The sequence below is a fragment of the Calditrichia bacterium genome (genome assembly GCA_020634975.1).
Classification (GTDB): Bacteria; Calditrichota; Calditrichia; order RBG-13-44-9; family J075; genus JACKAQ01.
The window spans coordinates 95,346-119,814 of sequence record JACKAQ010000001.1; the positions used below are offsets into that span (position 1 = coordinate 95,346).

Below are 24,469 nucleotides of genomic sequence, written 5' to 3' on the forward strand. Positions count from 1 at the left end.
TTTCTGGAAGATGCCTTTACGGAGACTTGGGAATCTTCAAATGAATAAATTTCTTACTTCAATTTTTCTTTGTCCCCTCATCACTTTTGTTGCTTTTCTGTGGTATTAATAGCCACGGGCAACCAATCTAAAGCCTACATTAATTAATCTTTTTAGGTCAGGTTGGTAACAACAACATTAAGTGAAAAAGGGACCTCCTACATGTGGAATGGCTTAGACCAGTTTAGACACTATCTCACTCATCAGAAACGCTACTCCAAAAGTACTGTAACTTCGTATCAAAACGATCTTTCTCAATTTATCGATTATACTGAGAGACGTTTAAAAGTAGATAATCCGGATATCAATTTGATTTCCAATCGATTGATTCGCGATTTTATGGGAGAATTGTTAAAATCCGGATTTAGCAAAAGAAGCATCAGCCGAAAGCTTTCGGCTATCAAATCATATTTTCGTTATCTCCAACGATCTCAACAAGTTACAGATAATCCTGCAACAGCCGTATCCGCACCACGTAAGGAACGGTTGCTGCCAACGGTGATCAGCATTGAGCAAGCCCGGGAATTAATGACCCTCCCGCCGGATGACGATTTCGAAGGATTGCGGGACCGTGCTATTCTCGAATTATTGTATGGCTCTGGCTTACGATTGAATGAACTGCTCACTTTGCGTTTTGATCAAGTGGATTTGGCAAACCAACAATTACGGATTATGGGTAAACGCCAAAAAGAACGGATTTTACCACTGGGCAAATACGCCAAAGCAGCTTTGGAACGTTATTTCGAGAATCGTTCTTCAGAAATAAATCTTTTTGAGGATCCGTCGATAGTATTTGTTAGTAGAAAAGGTAAGAAACTGTATCCTTTAGCGGTTCAGAAGATGACAAAAAAATATTTGAGCCAACTTTCCGAACAATCGCATCTGAGCCCGCATTTATTAAGACACACATTTGCAACTCACTTGCTCGATAACGGTGCAGATATTATGGTCGTCAAAGAACTATTGGGGCACGACAACCTTTCGACAACACAAATTTATACACATGTCAGTAAAGACCGACTAAAAAAAGTATATCAAAAAGCCCACCCAAGGGCAGAAAAAACCAAACAACCTCTCAATTTCGAATCAAAGGAGGGTTCGTTATGAACTTAGCAATCACGGCACGTAAGTTTAAACTTCAAGACGATCTTCGAAGCTATATCGAGGAGAAAAGTCAGAAACTTAGCCGTTTTTATGAGAATATTATCGATACGGAGGTCATTTTAGGATGGGAAAAGCAACAACGCTATGTTGAGCTGAAAATCAAAGTTGATCATAGCATGATTGTTGTTAAAGAATATTCTGAAGACTTGCGTAAGTCTTTTGATTTATTGCTGGATAAAGCCGAAAGACAGTTGAAACGCCACAAAGCAAAACGTGGCGCAAAAGAAAAAGATATTATTTACAGCGCATAATATATTTCACTAACGATATAAACAAAAAGGGATGCAACATTGCATCCCTTTTTTTGTTGTCTAAAAATGAATTTATTCGGTATATTTGGTGCTTAACTTAGTAGTAACGAAACGATTAACGGTAAATTCCATCAAAAAGGAATGCGGATTGTCAAAATTATGGGATAAAGGCGCAGAAATTGATGCGCGAATTGTCAATTTCACCGTTGGTGAAGATCCGATACTGGATTTGAAATTGATCAAATATGATTGTCAGGCTTCCGCAGCGCATGCCGAAATGCTCGGAAAGATTGGGATTTTAACCGTACACGAAGTTACATCGTTAAAAAAAGCGTTGAAAGACATTGAAAATCTTGTAGAAAATGGCAAATTTGTTATTCAGAAAGAACAGGAAGACGGCCACACCGCAATCGAAAATTACCTGACAGAACAACTCGGCGAAACAGGGCAAAAAATTCATACTGCCCGCTCCCGGAATGATCAGGTGCTAACCGCGCTTCGCCTCTATTACAAAGCAGAATTAGACGGAATTCTCACGTCCATAAAACAGTTGACAATTGCGATAAATAATATTTCTGCTGAAAACGGCGAAATTCCATTGCCCGGATTTACCCACACCCGAAAAGCCATGCCCGCATCAGTTGAAATGTGGTGCAGCGCATTTGTGGATTCGATGAAAGACAACCGCAGATTGTTGAAATTTGCACGGAAACTGGTGGATCAAAATCCAATGGGAACTGGTGCAGGGTTTGGTATTCCGCTCGATATTGATCGTGAACTCACCACAGAAATAATGGGCTTTGCCCGCATTCAAAAAAATCCGATGTATGCACAAAACAGTCGCGGGAAATTTGAAAGCACCATATTACATGCCTTATCACAAGTAATGATCGATTTAAACAAAATGGCAACAGACCTCATTTTCCTCAGTTTACCGGAATTTGGCTGTGTCGATTTACCGGAGGCGCTTTGCACCGGCAGTTCCATTATGCCGCAAAAGCAAAACCCGGATGTGCTCGAGTTGGTTCGAAGCTGCTATCACACGGTTCAGGCGAACGAAATAGAAATCAAATCGCGGGCGGCAAACCTCATATCCGGATATCATCGCGATATGCAACTCTCCAAAGGTCCTGTGATGCGCTCATTTCAGATTACGCTGGATGCTCTGGAGATGATGACTTTGGTGATCGAAAAGTTGCGTATCAATGAAGCCAATTGCCGTGCAGCAATGACTCCGGAACTTTACGCGACCGAGGCGGCGTATAATCTGGTAAAAAAAGGCATGCCTTTCCGCGAAGCGTATCGCACAGTAGGTGCGAAATATCGAAAAAAATAGGGCTTTAATGATTTCCAATTTATTGAAAAACAAAATGTTAGCTGTGTTTTTTTTAGCAATATTATCCTGTGAGAAAAATCTGGATCCGGTCGTAAATTATCAATCCGCACGCTATCAGCTGGATTTTGTTTCGACCTGGAGCATGGCAACCCACCCAACCAATTACCCCGCAAATGCACACTACTCCCCTATTTTTGGCGTCACTCACACAGCCGCAATCAGTTTGTGGAATCCCGGCGAGCTGGCTTCTGCAGGCATTGAAGAAATGGCGGAATTGGGTGCAACGGATCTGTTAAATGAATTCGCGAAAACGCAACAATCGATGGAAAATATCGGTACTATTTTTATCGGCGAGCGATTGGATACACCGATAAACTATTCGATAATTTTTGACATAGACGTGAGGTTTTCGCAAGTGACGGCGGTCAGTATGCTGGCACCCAGCCCGGATTGGTTCATTGGCGTTAGTGGACTGAATCTTTATGAAAACGGGAAATGGGTCGAGCAAATTTCCATCGATTTGCCGGTTTACGATGCCGGAACAGACAACGGGGCTGTCTATCGATCAGCAAACGAGGATGCCAATCCAGCGATGCCAATTACATTATTGAGCGCTTCGCAAACTGATTTTTTGAACGGAACACCCACGATCGGCACTTTTATTTTTACCCGGATTGATTAAAAAAGTAAACAATAGAATCACAAAATAACTATCTTATAAACCATTAGAATTGAACAATTTACTTATGAAAAATGACTTTGTAATTGCCGCACTTTACAAATTTACGCCACTAAAAGACTATCTTGAAATACGCGAAAAATTATTCGACTTCTGTTCCGAAAACGGCGTATTTGGAACCATTTTGCTGGCAGAAGAAGGCATCAACGGGACCATTGCCGCAAACCGTGAAGGCATTGAGGCAACACTCGATTTTTTGCGAAAGATCCCCGGATTAGCGGATATTGAGCACAAAGAATCGCTGCACTCAGAAATGCCTTTTCAACGGCTGAAAATCAAATTGAAGCAGGAAATTGTGACAATGGGAATTCCCGGAATCAATCCGCCGGAAGAGGCCGGAACCTATGTTTCGCCGGAAGAATGGAATGCGCTGATCAGCGATCCAGATGTGCTGGTTATCGATACGCGCAATGATTACGAATTTCAGGTTGGCACATTTAAACGCGCCATCAATCCAAAAACCGGACATTTTACAGAATTTCCGGCATTTGTGGAGCAACAGCTCAATCCTTCCCGTCACAAAAAAGTTGCTATGTTTTGCACCGGCGGCATCCGCTGCGAAAAAGCAACGGCATTTATGCAACGCAAAGGATTCGAAAATGTGTATCACCTCCGTGGTGGAATTCTGAAATATCTGGAAGAAATACCGGAATCGGCCAGCCTTTGGGATGGCGAATGCTTTGTTTTTGACGAGCGCGTTACGGTCGATCACAAATTGCAGCGCGGTCAATACGCATTGTGTAAAGGCTGCGGAAATCCCGTGCGCCTGAGTTCAACTACAGAAAAAACATCCGATACGGTTTGCGAGGACTGCTCACGAAAGGAAGAATGATGAAAACACGGTATTCAGCAGCTACAAAAAATGTACTGATTTTTTTTATTTCACTATTCATTATCCTTTTGTTCAACAGCTGCCAAAGCGAACAAAAACAAGTAGATAGCGCATATATCGCAGAAATTAACGAATGGCATAAAGGCCGGATCGAGCGATTGACCCAACCTGACGGATGGCTAAGTTTGGCCGGACTTTTCTGGTTAAAAGAGGGCTCCCAAACAATCGGTGCTGCGCCATCAAACGATATTGTTTTTCCCGAAAAAGCGCCAGCGGAAATTGGTGTAATAACGCTAACCGACGGTGAATTGCACATCAAAATTTTACCCGGCATCGATGTCAAATATGAAAATATGCCGGTTCAGGAAATGCGGTTGCAAAGCGATGCAGATGGCAAACCAACCAAACTCGAATCCGGTTCGCTGAACTGGTATATTATTAAACGGGGCGAAAAATATGCCATCCGCTTAAAAGACAGTCAGCACCAGAATATCGCTAATTTTACGGAAATTGAACGGTTTCCAGTAGATGATAAATGGCGGGTGACAGCTAGACTGATACCTTACGATCCACCAAAGTCGATTGAAATCCCAAATATTTTGGGAACAATAGATACAACCCAATGTATCGGCACTTTGGAATTTCAGATTGACGGAAAGGCGTACCGGATAGACCCGGTTGGCGACATGGATGACGACGAGTGGTTTCTGATTTTCGGCGATAAAACGAATGGCGAGATCACTTACGGCGCCGGCAGATTTTTATACGTTCCCCGACCGGATGAAAATGGCGAAACAGTTATCGATTTTAACAAATCATATTGTCCGCCGTGCGCATTCACGGAATTTGCAACTTGTCCCCTGCCCCCCTCACAAAACCAGCTGGATTTGGCAATTACAGCCGGTGAAAAAAATTATGAGCATGGCACACACTGATTCTGAATCGAAATAAAACAAAAAAAGCCGGGCAAAACCCGGCTTTTTAATTTCATCATTTTCAACTATTTACGAAATAACAGCTTCGGTTTCGTAAGCCTCTTTATACCATGCAACCGTTCTCTTCAAGCCTTCCTCAAACAGCACACTCGGCTCATATTTGAGATGCGTTTTCAATCGCTCGATATCTGCGAAAGAATGTTTGATATCACCGGCACGCGGTTCCGTACGAATCGCTTCGACGTTGGTGCCGAGAATTTCGTTGATCATCACAACTAATTCATTCAGTGTGGTGCGCTGGTGAACAGCGGAATTCATTACGATGCCGGGCGGGCAATCGGCTTCCGTTGCGCGAATATTTACTTCGATGGTGTTCTGGATGTAGGTAAAATCACGGCTTTGCTCGCCATCGCCATAAATGACGGGCTGTTTACCATTCAGAATGGCTTTGATAAATTTGGGGATCACTGCGGAATATTGTGAATCCGGGTTTTGCTTCGGACCAAACACATTGAAGTAACGCAGCGCAACCGTGTGCAAGCCGTAAATATTGGCGAAAACCTGGCAATATTTTTCCGCTGCCAATTTGGAAACGGCATACGGCGAGAGTGGGTTGGGCGTCATATCTTCCTGTTTTGGCAGACTCGGACTGTCCCCGTAAATTGATGAAGATGAGGCATAGACCACACGTTTCACTTTGGCGTCGCGGGCGGCGTAAAGCACATTCAGCGTGCCGTTTACACCGGCTTCGTTGGATGCGATCGGATCGCTGATGGAGCGCGGCACGGAGGGTAACGCAGCCTGATGCAACACGAAATCCATCCCGTCCACGGCTTCGCGAACGTTGTGATAGCTGCGAATATCGCCGTCCATAATTTCAATTTGATTGGCAATTGAAGCCAGATTTTCCCGGCTGCCGGTGGAAAAATTATCTAAAATTCTGACTTTGTGACCGCGTTTGACCAATTCTTCCGCGATATTCGATCCAATAAATCCGGCTCCGCCGGTTATCAAATAGTTCATCCTGATACCTCTTCGACACGTTTACGATTTGCTGTTTACGAAATTTCCTTAATTTTCTCAATTTCCTGGGCGGTTAATTTGCGGACATTCATCCGGTCGACCACAAAACTGGTGGATTGAAAAATGCCGTCTACCAAAATGGCGACACGCCATTCGCCCCGCATTTCCCGCAGATATCCGCAAATTCCGGCGAGTGAACCTTCTTTAACTTCAACATAATCACCCACTTTCAGATACTGCTCAGGTTTTAATGTATCGGTATTTTCGATCAATCGCTTTAGCTGATCAATCTGCCAATCCGGAATTGACGCGGGTTCGCCGCCGAATCCAATCATTTTTACCACACCGTGGGTTTGAAGTGCAAAAATTTTATCTTTCAATTCCATATTCACAAAAACATAGCTGTTAAACAGCGGCGCTTCCACCCATTTCCGGCGGTCTTTCCACTGACGCAACTCTTTTGTGATTGGTAAAAATGATGTTATCCTTTTCTCCTGCAGCAATTCAAAAACTTTTTTCTCATGTCTTGGGCGCGTATATAGCGCATACCAGGGCATTTATTGCTCCCTTCCTTACACATTCGTGTGATATCCGTTTTTTGTTTTGCTGCATATTTAGTCGATATTTTATGGCTAATCAAGCCAAAAATTAATCACTTTTAACCGCCTCCATTTGACCCATCGCAATTAATAGGGCTGTTGGAAATAAAAAGTCGCTATTTACTCGGTAGCATTCATCGCTTCCTGAACAGAATTTAGCCATTCGTTCAACTGCGTGTGTTGGGGATTATATTGCCGGGCCTGATCCAACAAGTCATACGCCGACTGCAAATGACCAGCTTCCACATATAACGATGCCAGTTTTTCATAAGATTCCGGATCTGACGGGCAGGATTTGATCAACTGCAACAGCAAATGAATGCCTTCATCAAACCGTTCTGCCGAAAGACAGGCATCCGCCAGATTTTTTTGATAATCCACAACATTTGGCGCAATTGCTACCGCTTTTTGGAACGCAACAATCGCATCGGTAATCGCGCTGTTTTGCCAATGCATCATTCCCAACGCATTAAACGCCTCGTGATCGGTTGGATTGGCAACCACATATTTTTGAAGAAGCGCAAACATTTCGGCAAATTTTTCCTGCGCAGCCAGCAATTTTTCCAGCTTTTCGGCGATAGTTTTGTTGCCCGGCGAAAGCTCGAACGCGCGATACAGCACGCTTTCAGCTGCATCAGTTTCATTCAAATGTAACCGCCAATCGGCTTCTTCCAGCAAAATATCGATCAGCAGTTGTTCCGGCCGTTGCAGGTCTTTCCATTTATCGAGAAAAATTTGCCGGTTTTCTTCCAACGATTTTAAGTAATTGATATTATTTGCTTTAAAACTACTGTTTCCATGATGGTGAATAAACACATCTCTGGCAATCGCCAGTTTAAAACCCGCATGGCTGGCGCGCAGCGAATAATCGTCATCTTCGTAATTGCCTTTGCCGAACCGCAGGTCCAGCACGCCAATTTCCTCAACAACCGCACGGCTAACGACCAGACAAAATCCCACCAATCGATGAACATATTGCACTTTGCCGTCAAATAATTTGGCGTAATTGATGGCGAAATTCTGTAATTCCACATCTGTTTGATAGCTGACGCCGCGCTCCAGTTGGGCCCCGGCAACATAGTTGCTCATCGGACCAACCAACCCCACAGATTCGTCATTTTGAAACGGGCGCAACAATCGCTCCAACCAGCCTTCGGTAACAATGGTGTCGTTGTTCAACAGAACGATATATTCACCGGTTGCCAACCGAATACCCTGATTATTACCACCGGCAAAACCTTTGTTTTCCGTGTTCAACATAATTTTGTGATGTTTAATTTTCCGCTGCCAATTGCGCAGAAATTTGGGTGTGCCATCCGTCGAGGCGTTATCCACCACAACCACTTCGTATGGTTTACGGGTAAATTTCGCGACGCTGGCGAGGCAAGGTTTGGTTTTATCCAATTGATTGTATGTTAAAATGACAATCGAAACGAGCGGGTTTTTCTTCGTTGATAAAGCGGATTGCACCGTTTTGGGCAAAACATACGGCTGAACATGGAAATCTGCGGTTTTCACCGGATGCGCGCCCGCGGTTACGATATAATCCGGCGCAACTACATTTAGCCAGCGTTGGTGCAACCGGCGAACATTCTCGTTCACTTTCGCGAAACGTTCCGGGCCGCTTTGCGATTCGTGATGAACCAACACACTCTTCGGTTGATACACCAGTTTCCACCCGCGCATCCGCAATTTGAAGCACAAGTCAACATCTTCGTACCCATTCCAAAAGCCTTCGTCAAACCCATCGACCAGTTGAAAAGCCGATTTGCGAACCATCAAGCTGGCGGCAGTGAGCGCGGTATATTCCATCAAAATATTCGCGTATGCATCACTATTGGGTTGTTTGTAATAATCGTGATACAGCGCCAGCGGATCGCCGCTTTTGCGATCATCCACCGCGACAACGCCGGCGTGTTGCAACGTGCCATCCGGGAACAGCAATTTGCTGCCAACTGCGGCGACATCGATATCGGCATCCAGAATTTCAGCCAGATGATCCAGCCAGCCAACTTTCGGCTCCGTATCGTTATTTAAAAAATAGAGATATTTGCCCGCAGCAGCCTTTGCGCCGATGTTACACGCCTGCGAAAAACCGAGATTTTCCCGATTCCGGATCACCCGTATGTGCGGATGCTGTTTTACAACCTCATCCAGATATTGCGGCGTTTCATCGGTTGAGCCGTTATCGACCAGAATAATTTCGAAAGTTGTGTTTTCCTGAGGCAATGAGAATATGGTCTGAATGCAGTTTTTTGTGAACGCTATTCTGTTAAACAGTGGAATAACGATCGATACATCCGGGCTATCTGTTTCGTTGCCACAATTTACGTTGGCTGTCTGCGCATTTCCGAGCGCATTTGCTTTTGCCGCAACTGCTTCCGGGACATTCGGTAAAATTGCAATTTCCCCGACCAATTTTTTGCATTCTGCAGCGGCACCGTTTTTGGCATACGATTCCGCCAGCCAAAACATGATTTCCGGCTGATTCGGCATTAATGCGAGCGCGGTTTTGTATGCGTCTATCGCGCGATCGTGCTGTTCAACCCGCGTAAAATACCTGCCCTGAATGCACAGTGCTTCGGTTTTTTGTTGTTTTCCGGTAGAATTTTCAACATACAGTTGGATTGCTTCCAGCGATTTTTCGGATTCGCCGGATTGAAACAGACACTCCGCAGTTTGTAAATATGCCGGTGCGAATTCCGGAACCAGTTGCGATATTTCGCCAAGCATCACTAATGCTTTACTTAAATCGCCGCCATCTTTTGCGATCAGCGCCGCCCGATACATCGGACGGAACGCATATGGCAAATCGATGTGGCTGTATTTCATTTTTTGGAGAATATGTTGATAATTTTCAGAATCGTCATCCGGCGAAAAATATCGCTGTAACAACTGGATCCCATCGGTATTTTTCCCGGCGTAAAACAGCATATCCGCATCGGAAAGCACACCCAATTCCCGGTAAAAGTTGAAATCGGTGACAAAACTTTCGGATGTTTCGGTAAACGCATCTGGAAAATCGCCATTTTTGGCTTTCTGAACAACCGTCAAAATCAGCCTGCGAACCCGCGATTCGGAGAAATGCGTTTTATACAAAGCGTTCACTTGTTTGCCAAACTGGTTGCGAAGTTTCGGTTCGCAAATAAATTGCGTTGCCAGCTCCAGCAATTCTTGTTCATTGGAAACAACCGGGTATCCTTCCGGTAAACCCTGTATTTCCGTATTTTCCTGGCTTTGCGGGAAATCGATGACAATCGTAGGCAGTCCGATTTTGAAAGCATCGTTGCGAACCATTCCCCCTTTGTATGGAAATCCTTCAATCAAAAAATCCGCCGATTGATAATACGGCACCAGATTTTTCTGAAGGTTGGAAATGTGAAAACGATCTTCAACGCCGCTGCCTTTTATGTATTTATCAAAATGCTCTTTGCCGCTGCTCACGACCAGTAAATGATGATGCTCGCGGTTTTGCCGCAGTAATTTTACGATCGAATCGCAATACGACCACGCCGATCCTAATATCTTGTAAGTCGTTGTTACAGATAAAGATAGCGTCGATTTTTTGGGGATATCGTACAATTCCTCCAACTGGGTTCGGTTGGATTTTTTCTCACCCGGTTTGTATTCCAATTGGGATGTCAACGGGATCAGGCAAGCGCTGTTTACACCGCGATACTTTTGGGAATAATAAGCGCCGAGCCGGCGAAACTCCACCACTGTATCCGCAACGCGGCTGCCCAGCCAAAACAGGTGATCCGCGTGATTGACAAAAATAATCGGGATTTTGCCTTTGAATAAATTACAAACCGCGACCGAAATGGTGTCCTGCGGATTGATGACCAGTACAATCAATTTCGGCTGTACACGTTGGACAAACGCATGCAACTCATGAAATCGACCGACAAAGGTAGGTTTGGAGGCGTATTCCACACAATTTTTATCGCCAACCAATTCGCACATTTCTGCTTTTGTGAACTGCGAATGAATCATTTCCGTGCTGAAAAACGCGGTTTTTTGCCCGTCACCGGTGAGTATGCTAATCCATTGCCGGATCATTTCCGAATGCCCGCCCATGTGCGCGATGGTTGTGGCAAGCACCAACACATCGGTTTGTTCAGCATTTTCTGATTCAAAATATGGTGTCGCATCGGATTTTTGGATGCCTTTTGCGCAATCCGACAGCATTTTTTCCAACTCGTCATCTGCAAATTTGCCCGGCATTTTTTCGTAAGCAGCAATGCCCGCACCGGCGATATTGTTCAGCACGGTTTCGTAATCACGTTTGGCCAACGCTTTTCGGGCCTGTTGCTTCAGGTCGTTGAATCGTTCATTGGTAAGTTTCAGATTTTCCATCGCTGTTTCCTTTTTTAGAGATAAATCTCGTCCCTGATATCAACAAATTTGCGGATGCTATCGGCGATAAACGTTATATCAGCTTTGTTCAATGCGGGATGCACCGGCAGGCTCAAACACCTTTTTGCAATTTTTTCAGCAACCGGTAAAGACTTGTTTATTTTATTTTTATATGCTTCCTGAAGATGGGGCGGAATGGGATAATGCACCATCGTTGGGATTCCGTTCCATTTCAAATATTCCTGCAATTCGTCCCGCCGTTCGCTCTGGATGACAAATTGATGCCAAACCGGCTTCAAATAATCCGGGTACAATGGCAGCGAAATTTCCGGCTCGAATTCAAATAAATTTTTCAAATAAAACGCCGCAATTTGCTGGCGATGTTTGTTCCACTGCGCCAGTCGCTTCAGTTTTATGCGCAAAAACGCAGCTTGCAATTCATCCAGCCGGCTGTTATTTCCCTGAACCACATGCACATATTTTTTGGATGAACCATAATTGTGCAACAACCGGAGTTTTTCTGCCAAAGCGTCGTCGTTGGTGGTAATGGCGCCGCCATCGCCCAGCGCGCCGAGGTTTTTCACCGGATAAAAACTGAATGCTGCGGCATCGCCCAACGTACCGACAGGCTTATCCCGATAACATGCGCCGTGTGCCTGAGCGGCATCCTCAATCACCTTAAGTTTATGTTTTTTAGCGAGTTGCCAAACATGTTCCATTTCCACAGGCTGTCCGTACAAATGCACGACAATGATCGCTTTGGTTTTTGGCGTGATCGCATCGTAAATCTGTTTCACATTAATATTGTAGGTCAATTCATCCGCATCCACCGGAACGGGTGTTGCCCCAACTTCGCTAACCGCCAGCCATGTGGCAATAAACGTATGCGCCGGGACAATCACTTCATCGCCCGGACCAATGCTGTATGCGCGCAAAATCAGCTTGATCGCTTCTAATCCGTTGCCGACGCCGATGGCATGTCTGGCGCCGCAACATTCAGCGAACTCTTTTTCGAATGCGGCGAGTTCATCCCCCATAATAAACCAATTGGATGCCAAAACGCGCTGGAATGCCGCGGTTAACTCAGCCTGCAATTCGAGGTGAGTTTGTTGAATATCAGTAAACTGTATTGCCATTTTGCTCCCTTATCGCACGTTTAAATTCTTCGTGCTCACGGTAATAATCTGATTCTTCGTAATATTCCGAAGCAAGCACCAGACACACCGAGCCGGATGAAAAATTGTCGATATATCGCCAAACCATGTTGGGAATGTAAAGTCCATAATATGAACGATTTAGGTGGTATGTTTCCTGGCGATGGCCATTGTCCACATGCACATCAAAACTACCGGACATGGCGATCAACAGTTGATGCAGATCTTTGTGTGCATGTCCGCCGCGATCGGCACCGCCGGGAACGTCATACAAATAATACACTCGTTTGATATCGAAAGGAATGTGATGCTGTCCCTCAATAAAAGTGAGGTTCCCGCGCCGGTCGTGCACAATTGGAAAATCAACAATTTTACAACTATTTTGAACCGTGACCGTTTTGGGTGTAGATGTAATTTTGATATCTTCCATGATACCCTCTTATCTGTTTCTCGCGGAAATATTTAAGCGGTTTTTTGCACCGTTGATGCTATACAATTCCTCTTTTAGAAGGAACCGTATCTCCAATAATTTCCGTATGTTATGATCGTCGTATAAGCGATGGCCGCCTTTACTGCGATACGGATTCAGGTAGCCTTCAAATTCTTTTTCCCAATAGCGCAGCGTGTGCGGTGAAATGCTCAGTAATTCGCAAACTTCCCTGACCTTCAACAACTCTGCCTGATCAACGTTCATAGTCACCCTAACAATTTCGTCCATGAAAAATTGGCCTTTCACTCTAACTTTCTTCAACATTCGGCGAACTTTTGCGGGACTTTAACACACCCTGACATATCCGTGAATTTTTATTTTTCGACCGGAAGAATAACGATTCGCGGTAGTGATACTCAGCTATCTAAGATAAATAATAACAACACTTTAATAACAGGTGTCGATTTGATTGCCGAGAACCGGAATCCGATTTCACGCTCTGGTTTTGCAAATTTCGGAACAAAAACAACCAATTTTTCACCAAATTCCCCAACCGGAGTGCGATGCTGTTTTTCAAAAAAATAGTTCAAGATACTTTTGAGGTATGTCGTTAATGATTCCAAAAATAACAGGATGAATCGCTGCAATGCAACATGCAGCAACCGGATTTAACAGGAATTATGGAGGATTCTATAGATGGAACAACCGCTCATTCTCGAAATCATTCAGGATACATTCGACAGCCTGCAACGGGTTGGCTTGCTCGAAAACCGCGTTATTACAGATGATAACACCATTCTGCTCGGTGCGGGATCGCCGCTCGATTCCATCGGGTTCGTAACGTTCATCACCGAATTGGAAGACCGGGTTGTCAGCCAGGGCGATGCGCCGGATTTTGCGCTGGTGCTCAGCGAAATCCACGATTTTAACGCGGATGCGAAGCATTTGACCACCGGCACGCTCGCCAAATACATTGGTCACGCCACCGGAAAAACGGAAGCCGCTGAATAATGACAGACGGGCAAACCATGGCAATTACCGGCACCAGCAAAGGCTTGGGGCGGGCAATCGCTGAATTCTATTTGCAAAAAGGATTCCGGGTTGCCGGATGCAGCCGCAGCGACGCGACGCTGGCACACGATAATTATCACCACAGCGCAGTGGATGTGACCGACGAAGCCGCCGTTGCCCGCTGGATTCGCACGGTGAAATCGCATTTCGGGCACATCGACGTGCTGATTTGCAACGCCGGCAGCGCACCCGCAACCCTGCTCCTCACAATGACGCCGGGGAAAACCCTCGATAACGTTTTGCGAACCAACGTGATGGGCACATTTTTCGCCGCACGCGAAGCCGCAAAAGTGATGATGCGCCAAAAATCCGGGCGAATTATCACGGTTTCGTCGATGGCGGTTGGATTACACCAGATTGGAACGTCGGCGTACGCCGCATCGAAAAGCGCAATTGTTGAAACCACCAAAATTCTCGCGAAAGAATTGGCGGAATTTGGGGTGACGGCAAATGTGATCGCACCGTCGATGGTGATGACCGATGCGGTGGACGCACTCGGCGAAGCTGTCATCGCAAAAGCGTTGAACGATCTCACGCTGAAACGCACGCTGAGCATCGATGAAATTTGCAATGTTATCACATTTTTGATCGCGCCGGAAAGCGCGTGCATCACCGGACAAGTGTTGCAAATGGGACTGGTCAGTTGACCGTCAAAAGGAGTTGAACGTGGCTTTTTTCAGCACAATTGGGAATTTTGAAATTATCACCATCCCGAATGGCGCATGGCGGCAGAATTGTTATGTCGTTCGCCACACTCCCGCAAATCATGCAATTGTGGTTGATCCGGGCAGTGATGCTCAAGCAATCATCGCTGCGCTGAAAAATACCGGTGCGAGTTTGCAACATATACTGCTCACCCATGCGCATCACGATCATGTGGGCGCGGCTGCGGAAATCTGCCGCGAATTCGATTTGCCCTGCACGCTGCATTCGGATGATCTGCGGCTGCTCCGGCATGCGCCATTGTATGCGTTGCGGTTCGAAGGCAAAACCATCGATGTGCCAAAAAATTGTCAAACGTTCGATCAAATTTCGCCCATCGAGTTTGGCGGAAACGCTGTTTCCGTGATCCACACGCCCGGACACACGCGCGGCAGCGTGGCAATTGCGTTCGACAATTTCATTTTTACTGGCGATACGCTGATGAAAAATCACCTCGGCAGAACCGATTTGCCCGGCGGCGACCGCGAAACATTACTGCGCTCGGTCGATGCGATTTGTGAAAACGCATCGCCGGATACCGTAATTTTTCCCGGGCACGGTCCGCAGTGGACCATCGGTGAAGCAAAAATATGGCTGGCGGCAAACGATTTCTCCGCAGAAACCCGTACTGCAGAATTCGCCGGACAGTTTTAAAATAAAAAATTAGCCACGGAGACACAGAGAACACGGAGAAAAATATCTTCATTTAAGAACACTGTGCTCTCTGTGCATCTGTGGCAAGAAAATTGGAATAAAATGACGGAAAAAGGAACATACGGCGTCGGGATAATCGGTGTGGGCAAATACATCCCGTCCAAAGCGATGACCAACGCAACCGTAGCGGAACTCACCGGCATTCCCGCCGAAACCATCGAGCAGAAAACCGGTGTGCGCAACCGATTCATCGCTGCGGATGATGAAACGGCTTCGGGCATGTCCGCCGCCGCGCTCAATCAGGCGTTCGCAATGGCGCAAATTTCGCCGGAAGCGCTCGCGCAACTGGTCGTTTGCACCTTCACGGGCGATTATGTGTATCCCGCAGTTGCCTGCAAAGTGCTCGATCTGGTCGGCGCAAAAAATGCCGGCGGATTCGATATTATGGCAAATTGCACCGGTTTTCAGGTTGGATTGGGCGTTGTTTCCGACCGGATGCTGGCGGATTCGTCCGTCGAAAATGGCGCGGTGATCGGCACGGCGCTGCAATCGCGATACATCAATTGGAATGATCCCGATTCCGCCATTTATTTCGGTGACGGCGCCGGTGCAGCCATTCTCGGCAAAGTGCCGGAAGGTTACGGCATCATCGCGAACGAAATTTTTACAAACGCAAAAGTATATGATTCTGTTCGGCTTAGGGGCGGCGGCTCCAGTTTCCCGATGCGCCCGGAAAACATCAACGACGGGCTGCAATATTACGAAATGAACGGCATGGAAGTGTGGAAACAGGTCGTGCAATATCAGCCAAAAGTGATTCGCCGGGCGCTCGAAAAGGTTGGTAAAACCGTTGCGGACGTCGATTTTTTCATTTTTCACCAGGCAAATTTACGACTAATCGAATATTTGATGGGCAAAATGAAACAGCCGATGAGCAAAACACACACAAACGTCGCGGAAATCGGGAATACGGCGGATGCGTCGCTGGCCATCGCGCTTTGCGATGCGGTCACTGCAGGAAAAATCAAACGTGGCGATACGGTGGTCATCTCCGGCGTCGGCGCGGGATTCACCTTTGGCGCAACCGTGATCCGGTGGTTTTGATGAGCGAATCGCGGCAACATACCGCCATCGCGGGATTCAAAAATTTCGAAGATATTCGCGTCGGCGATACGGCGGAATTCACCCACACGATCACCGAACGCGACGTGCAGGCGTTCGCCAATCTCACCGGCGATCACAACCCGCTGCACCTCGACAGCGCATTTGCGCAGGAATCCGGTTTTCGCCAGCCGGTGGTTTACGGGATGCTCTCCGCGTCGTTCATTTCCACGATGATCGGCATGTATATTCCCGGCAAAGGCGCGCTGTGGACCGGACAATCGCTGCAATTTTTGAACCCCGCGTATGTCGGCGATGTGCTGACCATCCGCGCGGAAGTTGCGCAGAAATCGCCCGCGAACCGCCTGCTGGTGCTAAAAATCGCGATTGAAAATCAACAAGGAAAAGCGCTGATCACCGGCGAATCAACCGTGAAAATGCTGGAAATAAAAATGAAAAAAGCAACGCCGGAAGACGGCACACAAACCATTTTGATCACCGGCGGCAGCCGGGGAATCGGTGCGGCGACCGCAAAGCTGCTGGCTGCGGACGGACATCGCATTGTCATAAATTATGCAAATGCAGAAGATGCCGCAAGTTCGCTCGTCCGGGAAATTAGTGACGCTGACGGCAAAGCCATCGCTATTCGCACGGATGTTTCGGATTCGGAGCAGGTTTCCGCGATGATCCGCGAAGCCGAATCGCAGTTTGGCGCGATCACCGCGATTGTCCATTGCGCGGCATCCGGCAGCGCGCTGCTGCCGTTCGAATCGCTGGAATGGGCGCATTTCCAACGGCAAATCGATGTGCAATTGAAGGGCGCGTTCAACTGCATCAAAGCCATTTTGCCGGACATGATCGCCGCAAAAAGCGGCGCGATTGTGCTGCTCGGCTCCATCGCATCGGACAATGTGCCGCCCATAAACCAGAGTGATTATGTGGTTGCGAAGGCATCTGTTTCATCGTTTGCAAAAAATCTGGCAGCGGAACTGGGTCCAAAAGGCATTCGCGTAAACACGGTCGCACCGGGAATGACCCAAACCGCGATGATCGCCGGATTGCCGGAAAAAGCCCGGATGCTCGCCAAAATGCAATCGCCGCTGCGGCGACTGGCGGAACCGGAAGACATTGCCAATGCAATCCGGTTTTTGCTGAGCCAGCAGGCGCAACACATTACCGGCGAAACGATTCGCGTATCCGGCGGCGCAGTGATGCTGTAAAAAAGCGGTCATTCCTGCGCAGGCAGGAATCTCCAGAATCAGTAAATAAAAAACACAATATAAACAACGAGTTAGTCATGATTGAATTTGCCACAAAACAGGACGTTTACCCAAATTTCTCGAAAATTGTGGACATCGTTTCCGCGCAAAATCCGTTGCAGAAAAAGAGCATCCGTAATTTTGTCAACCGTCAGGATGAGCGCTATTGGGATTTCGCCGAAAACCTCTGCAAACAGCTCCGCCGGAGCTATCTGACCACCGACGAAGAATGGGCGGAAGCCGCGCGATCGTATAATTGCACCTGCAAGGAAATTTTGCACCTGCAAATCAGATTTCAGGAAACGGGCGTTTATCCAACCGAAAACGCCGGTGCTGCCAACGAAAATGTGTATTCGCAGGACAGCAAAATGCGGGCATACATCGTCGGACTGCTGTTTTCGTATCTGTTCTGGCCAAATCATTACCAGATGTTTGCGTTTTTTCAGGATCATCTCGCGACAATTCCGGTATCGGATTGCCTCGAAGTTGGTGTTGGTCACGGGTTGTTCACCACGGAAGTGAAGCATCGCTATCCCGGCGCGAACATGACCTGGATCGACATCAGCAAAACCTCGCTGGAACTGGCGACTGATATGCTCGGCACATTTGACATCAATCCGGCGGAAGTGCACGCTATCCACGGCGACTACCTCAAAACCGATCTCGGCGACCGGAAATTTGACTTCCTGATCATGGGCGAAGTGCTCGAACATGTGGACGATGCACCGGGATTTATGGCACGCGCTTATCAATTACTTCGTCCCGGCGGACGGATTTTTATGTCCACCTGTGCGAATTGTCCGGCTGTTGATCACGTGTATCATTTCCACAACATCAATGAAATCAGAAATTTAGTGCGCAATGCCGGATTGACGATTGTCGATGATCTGGCCCTCCCGGCGGATCCGGTGGACGAATCGGAATGGGAAAAGAAACTCGTGACGATCAATTATTGCGGCATTTTTGGACGGGAATAATTTTGGATGGAGAAACACATGGAATCAGTGAACACCTCCCAAATTGGGAAACGATTTGCACCGGATGCCGGTTACACCGATTATCTCGCGGCGGCGAACGCACTCAAAAATGATCCGGCTTTTGCGGAACTGAAACCGCTGAAAGTTGCCATTTTGCGGAATTTTACCATCGATCCGCTGCTGCCGGTGCTCACCTGCGAAATCGCTTCGACCGGACAGAAACCTGAATTTTACGTCGGAAATTACGATACTATCGCCGGCGATGTGCTCAATCCGGACAGCCAATTGTATGCATTTGACCCGGATTTTATCATTTTGGCAAACTGGTTTGACAATATTTCCCCGGCAATAGCACAGCGATTTTTGACGCTTTCCGGGAAAGAAGTTGCCGAAATTACCCGACAAATATTGGCTGAATTTGAAAATTATCTGCAAATTTTGGCGGAACGCACCAACGCGACCGTGCTGGTCAACAATTTTCCGCTGCCGCAATTTACGACGCTCGGCATTTTGGACGGGCAATCCGGGCGAAACCATACCAATACTATTTTACTGCTAAATCTGGAAGTAATGGAAATTGTCAGCCGGTTTTCCAACGCATATCTGATCGATTTCATGGCAATTTCAGCGAGAATCGGCAGCGCAAATGTTTTTGATGAGCGATACTGGCATATCGCCAAAGCACCGCTCAGCCGACACGCGCTGGTGCCGTTCGGGCAGGAATACGGCAAATTTTTCCGGGCGCTTTCCGGCAAAACCCGCAAATGTCTGGTGCTGGATTGTGACAATACTTTATGGGGCGGCATCGTTGGAGAGGATGGCGCAGAGAATATCCGCATCGGCACAACATTCCCCGGATCGTGCTTCCGCGATTTTCAGCAGGAAATCCTGAACCTGCAACAGCGCGGCGTGATTCTCACCATTTGCAGCAAAAACAACGAAAAAGATGTGCTCGATGTGCTGCACAATCACCCTGAAATGCGCATTCGCGAAGAACATCTGGCGACGTGGCAGATTAATTGGGACGACAAAGTAACCAACATCCGGCGCATTGCAGCAGATTTAAACATCGGGCTGGATAGCCTTGTTTTTATTGATGATAGCCCATACGAATGTGAACTGGTACGCAGTCAGTTGCCGGAAGTTGCGGTTCTGCAAGTGCCCAAAGAGCCGTCGCAGATGCGCAACGCGCTGAGTGCAGCGGCATTTTTTGATTCGCTAAATTTTTCCGGTGAGGATAAACAGCGTACCCAAATGTATCGCGACCAGGCGCAGCACAACCGACTGCGAACATCGGCGAATTCACTCGATGAATATTTGAAAAATCTGGAGATGGTTGCGGACATTGGGCTGGCGGATGGCGTGAGTATTCCGCGAATTGCCCAACTCACCCAAAAGACCAACCAGTTCAACCTGACCACCCGGCGTTACGCCGAAGGCGACATCCGCCGGTTCGCAGAAAGTGCGGACAGTGACGTATTTTTCCTGCGTCTGTGCGACCGCATATCAGATCTGGGCATCATCGGTGCGGCGATTGTCACTTATGACAATCTCACCGCCGATATCGATACTTTTTTACTGAGTTGTCGGGCAATCGGACGCGGAGCGGAGCGTGCGCTGCTGGCGCATATCGTCGAAAATGCCTGGCAAAAAGGGGCAATCCGCGTTCGCGGACGATACATCGCAACTGCGAAAAATAGCCAGGTTGCCAATTTTTATCCGGACAACGGGTTCACCGCCATCGAATCAGCCAACGGCGAAACAATTTGGGAGCTCACACCGGACGATCAACAGCCGAAATCAGCATTCATAAAAATTAACAAAATAACGCAGGAGCGCGAACATGCAATTTAGCGAAGATAAACTAAAACAGGTGTTGGCAAACACTTTCGAAATTGGCAGCGAACTGATTAACGAGGACACGTCCGTGGACACGGTGGAAACGTGGGATTCGCTGAAACACCTCAACCTGATTCTGGCGCTGGAAGCCGAATTCGACGTGACGTTCAGCGAAGAACAGACCGTGGAAATGCTCAATTATCCACTGATCAAAGCGGTGCTGCAGGAGCACGATGTGCAGTTTGAATCCGCAGCAATTACAGTTGGCTAAACGAAAACGGGAAGCAAAAATGCAAGCCATCAACACCATTTTGGGAAGAATGCGCGAGAAAGGCGATCAGCCTGCTATTTTCTGGGAAAACAACGCTTTAAGTTACCGGAATTTTTGCGAAATGATCGAAGAATGGGTAGCGCGGTTGCCGGAAACCGGCGTCGGTGCGGGCAGTGTTTGCGCCGTGCTCAGCGATTATTCGCCGCAAACCTGTGCACTGTTTTTCGCGTTGATGACGCGCAAAGCGATTATCGTTCCGTTCACGCCGGAAATCGAAAAAGACATGCCGGAGCTGCTGCCAATTGCCGGCGTGCAACACCTGTTTCGCTTCGATCGCGATGACAACTGGCAGCAAGAATCGCTGCCGGACGCCGGACAAAATGCGCTGGTGGAAACGTTTCGCAGCCGGCAATCGCCGGGACTGATCGTTTTTACCTCCGGCTCCACCGGCAAACCCAAAGGCATTTTGCACGATTGCGAGCGCGTGATGCAAAAATTTGTCGCGGAACGCAACGGCTGGCGCACGGTGTTATTTTTGATGATGGATCATTTCGGTGGGTTCAATACACTGCTTTCCGCGTTCACGTATGGCGGCGCTGCGGTATGTTTGCCGAGCCGTTCGCCGGATGATGTTTGTGCAGCAATCGCTGCATCGGGGGCGGATTTATTGCCCACAACGCCGACATTTCTAAACCTGCTGATCGCCTCCGGCGTGTATCGATCTCACGATTTATCTTCAATTAAACTAATTACTTACGGCACAGAAGTAATGCCGGATGCAACGCTGAAAAAAACCCGGGAAATTTTCCCGAATGCCAAATTGAAGCAAACTTACGGATTATCCGAGTTGGGCGTTTTGCGCTCCAAGTCGGAGAGCGACGATTCACCGTGGGTGAAAATCGGCGGCGACGGATTCGAGGTAAAAATCATCGACAGCACGCTGTGGGTGCGCTCGCAGGCGAATATGATCGGCTATCTCAACGCGCCAAACGCCATCGACGCGGATGGCTGGATGTGCACCGGCGACAAAGTGCAGGTGCGCGGCGAATTCATGCGCATCCTCGGGCGAAAATCGGACATGATCAACGTTGGCGGACAAAAAGTATTTCCACTGGAAATCGAAAATGTACTGCTGGAAGCGGAGAACATCGGCGAAGCCAGCGTTTTTGCCCAGCCGCACCCGATTATGGGGCAGGTGGTTTACGCAAAAGTGTCGCTCATCCAACCGGAAGATCCGGTGATGCTCACTGAACGGCTGCGCAAACATTGTTTCCAGCGGCTGGCAAAATACAAAGTGCCATTGCGCTTTCGCATTGCTGCAACAGATGATTTGCACAGCGATCGTTTCAAAAAAATCCGGCAGGAATAACATGGTTTTGACTGGCGACATAACCGTTTTGCGGCCTTTGGCGATCACCGATGCTGCGCTAACATTTCGCTGGCGGCAAAGCCAGCGGGCAAAATTTCTTCAGCGCGGAGCGAAAACGGTGGAAGCGCAGGAACAGTGGATCGCAACCGCAGTTCAGTCCCGCGATCTGAATTTTATCATGGAATTTCGAGATGAACCAGTGGGCATGATCGCACTGCAGGAAATGAACCATCTTCACAAAAACGCGGTGCTCGGGCGGTTGCTCATCGGCGAACCGGAGAAGGTTGGCAATGCACCGGTTGCGTTCGAAGCGGAACTGTTGCTGCTGGATCACCTGTTTCTCGACCTCGATTTCCACAAGCTATACGGTGAAATTGCGGAAGATAACATTGCAATGATCAAGACACGGGATTTTCTCGGTTATCACCGGGACGGGCTGCTGCGCGATCACTACAATTTCGATGGTACCTTCAAAAACGCGGTTGCGGTATCGCTGCTAAAAAATGAATACGTTCAAACTACCCGCAAAAAGCTGGTCGATTTGATTCGTCTACTCGGAAAAATGGGCTGATAATCGCTTCATTTTTCTCATAAAACGGTGGCTATTCGCCAAAATTTTCTGTGCAAAAATTTTACACAACCACTGAAGTTTTTCACGCCACGGTCGATAATTAAATTAAATGCTCTGATCTTTCAATTACTGAAAATTTCCGCAAGGAACTCAGTTTTTATTTTATGGAAGAAGTTGCGCGATTAGCCTGTCGCATGATGTGGCCGGCTTTCAGAAAGGAATCAGCGCTTTACAGGATGTAAAATTAAACAGACGAGGGATTGTACTGTGGCAGAAATGTTAAAAATCGGCGAGTACGAGATCACAAGGATTGTGACAGGTTCAGAAGGCACCAACTGTTATATTGTATATCACGAGCCTACCAACGAAATGCTACTCATAGATCCGGGTGATGAACCGCGGAAAATCAGCCGTGCACTCAACGAAAATCTAGGTGAGCTGCGTTATATTTTATTGACACACGCCCATCATCAAAATGCTGGCGCTGCTGCGCGAATCAGCGATGAATACAGCGTTCCCTGTGCCGTTCAAAAAGGAGATCTGCGCCTGCTCCGTTGCATGCCGCAAACGGCACTGGAAGAAGTTGGTCGCGTAATTGAGGCACCAATGGGATACCGCGCTTTCGAAGGCGAACCGGAATTTTATTTCGCCGGCGAGCAATTTTTTGTTACCCACACCCCCGGGCACACCGCCGGCAGCGTTTGTTATCGCTTCAACGGTTTCGTTTTTACCGGCGATACACTGAATCACAAAACCATGACCGATACAGATTGTCCGGGCGCATGTCCCGAAAAACTGGATGCTTCGATCAAAAAATTATTTGAAAATTGCGAAAACAATACGGTTATTTTCCCGGGAAGGGGCGCAAGCTGGCAGTTGAAACAGGCAAAACAATGGTGGGAAAAAACAACTGCAAAAGAGTTGGAATTGGAAATAAGTTAATTGTTGTAAACTATTGATTTTATTGTTGGTTAATATCGTATAAAAAGCGGATGTTTTCAGAAATTGAAACGTTCGCTTTTTTTTATACTATCGCAATATCGATCACCAATTCCCGCTGAATATCAAACTGTTTGTTAATTTGTTTATCCAACGATACGCCGTTTATTTTGTCGATCATCATATCGAACTGGCGATTTTCCCGCAATTGTGACAGCAATACACCCTCGAAATTAACCGTTCCATGGCGTTTTTTATCGAAATAGGCAACGAGAATCCGGTCCCGGACATCGAGCGCGCTGAGCACTTCCACCAAATTTCCGACGTCACGCAATTCCGAGAGTTCCTGATAATCCACGCTTTCTTTTACCGTTTTCACATCGCCGTCATCAAACCGGAAATCGATAATTCCGCCACCATGTTTGGCATAAATCTTCCTGGCAGTGTTGCCTTCAATAATTTGCCGCTCAACGCTGATCACTCTTCCGGAAAATTCTTCTTTAGAAATGGAAGTTATTTGCAGTGTAATGGGCATATCATCAATTTCGCCATCAAAGCCGATACGCATAATTTCTGCAATACCGCCAACACCGATCGCTTCGATCTTGTGTTTCAGAACCGCCGCAGACATTGCACCTGGACGGATGATATTTGTCGCCGCACCGCGCCGTTTAAACAACCCCAAAAAGTTCCTCCGGCTGTTTGGCAACCAAAGGCTATTCCGGTCCACGGCTTTTCTGTTTGAACGGTTTGTATTGGGTAACATTCATGATCCTTTTATTGAACGATCCACAAGCTATAGCAAAAAAATCGGCTAAATTGCATATTTTATAAGTTTCGCCTAAAAAATTATAAAAA

The 24,469-nt window shown here is 47.2% G+C and carries 24 protein-coding genes; 17 read left to right on the forward strand and 7 right to left on the reverse strand.

The features are described from left to right. Positions 1-201: 201 nt before the first annotated feature. The 6 genes from H6629_00340 (at position 202) to H6629_00365 (ending at position 5,296) form a co-directional block, all read left to right on the forward strand. Complete coding sequence (locus tag H6629_00340; GenBank protein ID MCB9066242.1) at positions 202-1,146, forward strand: tyrosine recombinase XerC; 945 nt, start codon at positions 202-204, stop codon at positions 1,144-1,146. Beyond that, the gene (raiA, locus tag H6629_00345; GenBank protein ID MCB9066243.1) at positions 1,143-1,454 is read left to right on the forward strand and encodes a ribosome-associated translation inhibitor RaiA; all 312 of its coding nucleotides are present in this window, start codon (positions 1,143-1,145) and stop codon (positions 1,452-1,454) included. The genes H6629_00340 and raiA overlap by 4 nt, the downstream gene beginning before the upstream one ends. A 148-nt stretch (positions 1,455-1,602) precedes the next feature. Then, complete coding sequence (gene argH / locus H6629_00350; GenBank protein MCB9066244.1) at positions 1,603-2,790, forward strand: argininosuccinate lyase; 1,188 nt, start codon at positions 1,603-1,605, stop codon at positions 2,788-2,790. A 34-nt stretch (positions 2,791-2,824) separates the two neighbouring features. After that, positions 2,825-3,472 (forward strand): spondin domain-containing protein, encoded by a 648-nt coding sequence (locus H6629_00355; protein MCB9066245.1) that lies wholly within the window; start codon positions 2,825-2,827, stop codon positions 3,470-3,472. A 64-nt stretch (positions 3,473-3,536) separates the two neighbouring features. Beyond that, positions 3,537-4,361 carry a rhodanese-related sulfurtransferase gene (locus tag H6629_00360; protein MCB9066246.1) on the forward strand — a complete coding sequence of 275 codons (825 nt, stop codon included), beginning with the start codon at positions 3,537-3,539 and terminating at the stop codon, positions 4,359-4,361. Continuing rightward, positions 4,361-5,296, forward strand: coding sequence for a DUF1684 domain-containing protein (locus H6629_00365; GenBank protein ID MCB9066247.1), 936 nt, complete (start codon positions 4,361-4,363; stop codon positions 5,294-5,296). Before H6629_00360 ends, H6629_00365 begins: the two co-directional genes overlap by 1 nt. A 69-nt stretch (positions 5,297-5,365) precedes the next feature. Here H6629_00365 and H6629_00370 read toward each other — a convergent pair whose 3' ends face one another. The 6 genes from H6629_00370 to H6629_00395 all read right to left on the reverse strand — a co-directional run bounded on the left by H6629_00370 (position 5,366) and on the right by H6629_00395 (position 13,122). Then, entirely contained in the window at positions 5,366-6,319 is a 954-nt protein-coding gene (locus tag H6629_00370) for an SDR family oxidoreductase (protein ID MCB9066248.1), read from the reverse strand. Between the two features lie 35 nt (positions 6,320-6,354). Beyond that, a complete protein-coding gene (locus H6629_00375; GenBank protein ID MCB9066249.1) occupies positions 6,355-6,876 on the reverse strand; it encodes a UpxY family transcription antiterminator in 522 nt (173 codons plus the stop codon). 162 nt (positions 6,877-7,038) lie between these two features. Beyond that, positions 7,039-11,274, reverse strand: a complete 4,236-nt coding sequence (locus H6629_00380) for a glycosyltransferase (protein ID MCB9066250.1) — start codon at positions 11,272-11,274, stop codon at positions 7,039-7,041. Positions 11,275-11,288: 14 nt separating this feature from the next. Next, the gene (locus H6629_00385; protein ID MCB9066251.1) at positions 11,289-12,410 is read right to left on the reverse strand and encodes a DegT/DnrJ/EryC1/StrS family aminotransferase; all 1,122 of its coding nucleotides are present in this window, start codon (positions 12,408-12,410) and stop codon (positions 11,289-11,291) included. Continuing rightward, positions 12,391-12,858: a WxcM-like domain-containing protein gene (locus H6629_00390; protein ID MCB9066252.1), complete on the reverse strand. Its 468-nt coding sequence runs from the start codon at positions 12,856-12,858 to the stop codon at positions 12,391-12,393. The genes H6629_00385 and H6629_00390 overlap by 20 nt, the downstream gene beginning before the upstream one ends. Before the next feature lie 9 nt (positions 12,859-12,867). Continuing rightward, positions 12,868-13,122, reverse strand: a complete 255-nt coding sequence (locus H6629_00395) for a MerR family transcriptional regulator (protein ID MCB9066253.1) — start codon at positions 13,120-13,122, stop codon at positions 12,868-12,870. A gap of 432 nt (positions 13,123-13,554) precedes the next feature. On the opposite strand from H6629_00395, the gene H6629_00400 reads away from it, so the two are divergent. The 11 genes from H6629_00400 (at position 13,555) to H6629_00450 (ending at position 23,614) form a co-directional block, all read left to right on the forward strand. After that, positions 13,555-13,869, forward strand: coding sequence for a hypothetical protein (locus H6629_00400; protein MCB9066254.1), 315 nt, complete (start codon positions 13,555-13,557; stop codon positions 13,867-13,869). Further along, the gene (locus tag H6629_00405; protein MCB9066255.1) at positions 13,869-14,576 is read left to right on the forward strand and encodes an SDR family oxidoreductase; all 708 of its coding nucleotides are present in this window, start codon (positions 13,869-13,871) and stop codon (positions 14,574-14,576) included. The genes H6629_00400 and H6629_00405 overlap by 1 nt, the downstream gene beginning before the upstream one ends. 19 nt (positions 14,577-14,595) lie before the next feature. Next, positions 14,596-15,285 (forward strand): MBL fold metallo-hydrolase, encoded by a 690-nt coding sequence (locus H6629_00410; protein MCB9066256.1) that lies wholly within the window; start codon positions 14,596-14,598, stop codon positions 15,283-15,285. Between the two features lie 102 nt (positions 15,286-15,387). Continuing rightward, the gene (locus H6629_00415; protein ID MCB9066257.1) at positions 15,388-16,389 is read left to right on the forward strand and encodes a ketoacyl-ACP synthase III; all 1,002 of its coding nucleotides are present in this window, start codon (positions 15,388-15,390) and stop codon (positions 16,387-16,389) included. After that, positions 16,389-17,606 carry an SDR family oxidoreductase gene (locus tag H6629_00420; protein MCB9066258.1) on the forward strand — a complete coding sequence of 406 codons (1,218 nt, stop codon included), beginning with the start codon at positions 16,389-16,391 and terminating at the stop codon, positions 17,604-17,606. Before H6629_00415 ends, H6629_00420 begins: the two co-directional genes overlap by 1 nt. A 77-nt stretch (positions 17,607-17,683) precedes the next feature. Beyond that, positions 17,684-18,622 carry a class I SAM-dependent methyltransferase gene (locus tag H6629_00425; protein ID MCB9066259.1) on the forward strand — a complete coding sequence of 313 codons (939 nt, stop codon included), beginning with the start codon at positions 17,684-17,686 and terminating at the stop codon, positions 18,620-18,622. A gap of 18 nt (positions 18,623-18,640) precedes the next feature. Beyond that, entirely contained in the window at positions 18,641-20,476 is a 1,836-nt protein-coding gene (locus H6629_00430; protein MCB9066260.1) for an HAD-IIIC family phosphatase, read from the forward strand. Between the two features lie 40 nt (positions 20,477-20,516). Beyond that, positions 20,517-20,732: an acyl carrier protein gene (locus H6629_00435; GenBank protein MCB9066261.1), complete on the forward strand. Its 216-nt coding sequence runs from the start codon at positions 20,517-20,519 to the stop codon at positions 20,730-20,732. Between the two features lie 19 nt (positions 20,733-20,751). Then, entirely contained in the window at positions 20,752-22,101 is a 1,350-nt protein-coding gene (locus H6629_00440) for an AMP-binding protein (protein MCB9066262.1), read from the forward strand. Position 22,102: 1 nt separating this feature from the next. Continuing rightward, a complete protein-coding gene (locus tag H6629_00445) occupies positions 22,103-22,672 on the forward strand; it encodes a GNAT family N-acetyltransferase (GenBank protein MCB9066263.1) in 570 nt (189 codons plus the stop codon). Between the two features lie 267 nt (positions 22,673-22,939). Then, positions 22,940-23,614, forward strand: coding sequence for an MBL fold metallo-hydrolase (locus tag H6629_00450; GenBank protein MCB9066264.1), 675 nt, complete (start codon positions 22,940-22,942; stop codon positions 23,612-23,614). Positions 23,615-23,696: 82 nt separating this feature from the next. On the opposite strand, the gene H6629_00455 is transcribed toward H6629_00450, so the two are convergent. Continuing rightward, the gene (locus H6629_00455) at positions 23,697-24,296 is read right to left on the reverse strand and encodes a hypothetical protein (GenBank protein ID MCB9066265.1); all 600 of its coding nucleotides are present in this window, start codon (positions 24,294-24,296) and stop codon (positions 23,697-23,699) included. Positions 24,297-24,469: the final 173 nt, after the last annotated feature.